General features: G+C 49.2%; 2 protein-coding genes. Both read right to left on the reverse strand.

What is annotated here, in order from left to right:
* Window positions 1–208: 208 nt before the first annotated feature.
* A complete protein-coding gene (locus tag ACIQ2L_RS14635; protein ID WP_396160149.1) occupies window positions 209–1,117 on the reverse strand; it encodes a formylglycine-generating enzyme family protein in 909 nt (302 codons plus the stop codon).
* 3 nt (window positions 1,118–1,120) lie between these two features.
* The coding region (locus ACIQ2L_RS14640) for an RHS repeat domain-containing protein (RefSeq protein WP_396160151.1) at window positions 1,121–2,866 on the reverse strand (1,746 nt) is incomplete at its 5' end.

The raw sequence follows: 2,866 nt of genomic DNA on the forward strand, positions 1-2,866 counted from the left end.
ATGGAAAACGCTTAAAAACTCTATGGTGAAAACGCAGGGAATACGCTAATCCCATGCGATCCAATGGCTGAGACAATTTCGAGGATCTCTACGCCTGCTTCCAACAGCCATTCATGCTCACTTCTGTTCTCTTAGATGAACTGTTAATTGATTCAAACGCCACTGATACAACAATGCAATCTTTTCGAGAAATGTAAGCAATAAAAGACTATCGGGCTTGTTGAAGTACAACTCGAAATCCAGTCAAAAAATTGCGATCATCTTCGCCGCCATACGCACGATTCGCGCAGCGACATCGATTCCCTCCCACTAGCCAATCTCCTCCCTTTTGGACGTGTAGTTTATTCCCCTCATCGATAAACACTGGGTCGACGCCGCCCTGAATCGGCTCTGAAAAGGAATACGAATCCAAACACCATTCGGCAAGATTTCCTTCCATGTCGAATATCCCCCAGCTGTTTGGCTTCAGCATTCCAACACGTTGGAGGATCTCCCTCTCAGATGCATACTCTGATAGCTTGGATCGATCGTTACCAAAACTGAAAGTTGTCGTAGTGCTTGCTCGACATGCATATTCCCATTGCGCAGCCGTTGGAAGGCTAAACTCGCATTCCCTTGACAGCCTTCCGGATGATCTTTCCTGGTCAGTAAGTTTTTTACAGAAAAGAACTGCGTCATTGAAACTGACAGTGTGAGCGGGAAAACGCGGCCCTACGGGTATTCCACCCAATTCGATTTCGCGGGCAGACTGTACCCAAGGACGCGTAGACATCACGTACTCCCATTGCTCCTGAGTAACTTCGGTTTCACCAACCCAAAAACCACGCAAACGAACTTTCACCTGTTTTTCGATTTCGGAGCGATCGCTTTCGCTTTCAGGAGAACCCATCACATATTCCCAAGATGGACACCATCGCATTCTCAATGCATGAACTCCGCAATGAACACATACCTCGCCCGCCTTTCTATCGCAACTACCCCTTGTTACTGGTTGTTGCAATGCGGTCTGACTTAATCCACGCGACCCAAAGATGACGATGATGAGTACGCATGGAACCCCTATTCGCAACGCAAAATTCCAATAGATTTTTATGTAGTCGGAACAAATTGCAACCATTTTTCATCTCGTCCCTGGGGCTGCAGGCGGTCTCGGGTAAGCCACGTCCGTTGGTTTATCTCTATCTATCCAGAAATCCTGAGCACAGCTCCATGTCCACTTCTTAAAGCACGGGTTTTTAGGAGGCATGAAAGGATCTGGCAATCCAACAGCTGGCTGTACCCCATTTGGACCATGATCGTGGCAAACGAAATCAACGAAGCATTCTGTGCATCCGCATTTCCTTTTCGAATCTTTGTTGCAACACTCCCTCATAGCAGCCGGAATGTCTCTTTTGAACATGGCTACCAACTTATTAAAACCACTCTGCTCTGCTGTATTGATCAGGTTGTTGTTATCATGAGGCCATTTTTCAGGAACAACATGTATTGTTGGCGAGTAATGACTAACGCAGACTTTCTTGCCATCGCTCATCCAGCAACAAAAGGGCGCTACCTTGTCGCATTTATCAAATTCTGGGTTGAGAAGATTCAGCCCCCCGATGAATGTTGGCAAATGGTCAACGCCCTGATATGTATTTGGTCCATGAGTTATCACAACATAGGTCGTGCACTTCAATCCACTAGGATCAACTTGAACCAAGGCTTGGTTGAAAACAAATCTCGATAGATTCCAATCCATCGAAAAATATCCAATCGGATCCCTGCTGAGGAATCTCCCCGTCTTCGAACTCGTCCAACGCGCCCTAAAATGATGCAGCCCAACGGTCGCATCCCATTCGCGGCCTGTGTACGTGTAACGGTTACCAAGAGATGAGACTTGAGCGGCGAGTGGCGAGCCGGAGGCACCGCAGATGGTTGGCTCGCCGTAGGCGCTGTATGCATAGCGTTCAGCTATGGCGCCCGTAGATGTGGTTACAGCCGTGATCGAGTACTGTTGGTTGCGATGATAATAGTGGATCGTTCCGCCCGTACCTGCTCCCTTGCGAACCACTGGCTCGTCAATATAGCTTGCATAAACGTATCGGTAGAGTGGTGAACTTGGAGCATCTCCTACTCCATAGTCTGCGATCGTTTGTTGATCGCTCTGAACGTAAACGAATGAACCACTGCTACCGACTCTGGCGACACGACGGCCCAAGGCATCGTATTTGTACTCGACGTCCGTCGAACTGTTGTTGCCGACATCCACGCTCTTGAGCTTGTTGTCGAAATCCCAGGCCATGCCTAAAGCAGTAGATGCGAGGCTGGAGAGAGCGGCTGGTAAAAGGGTGATGTTCCCTTTGACGTCCGTATTGACGGTTTGGCCACCGGCGGTGAGAAGTTCGTGCGTTGGACCGTGGGTTCTTGATTGAGCTGTGCCATTGGTGGTAACGGAGTTCCAGTCACCGACCGAGGTTAGATTCCACGATTGGCTGAGTGCGCCATTGGTACGCTGGTAGCCCGTGAGACGATCTTCGTCGTCATACGTTGTACCTGCGTTTGTGAATCCGTAACCGCTCATCACGCCACCGATCGACTCCGATTTCTTGTTCTTGTTCGTATCCCAAGTATACGTCAAGTTCCCAATGGAAGCATTCGAATAATTGATCGCTGTCAATAAATTATCGTTGCTATACGTGCGACTTTCCGTGATCCCGTTTCCAAGGACATCGCTCGTCAACCGTCTGCCTGCGTCGTACGTTCGCGTGCTGACCGTCGCGTTATCCAGCTTGAGCTGGTTCAAGGCTCCCGTCGCGTGGTACGTTCGATCGGAGATCGAACCGTCTGGATACGTTTGCTTGATCATCTCGCCACGACTGTTGTACTC

It is taken from the genome of Flavobacterium sp., assembly GCF_044369455.1.
Lineage (GTDB): Bacteria > Bacteroidota > Bacteroidia > Flavobacteriales > Flavobacteriaceae > Flavobacterium.

Excerpts from the sequence above, each read along its gene's own strand:
- ACIQ2L_RS14635 (WP_396160149.1), bottom strand. The coding sequence starts at position 1,117 with ATGGTTGCAATTTGTTCCGACTACATAAAAATCTATTGGAATTTTGCG.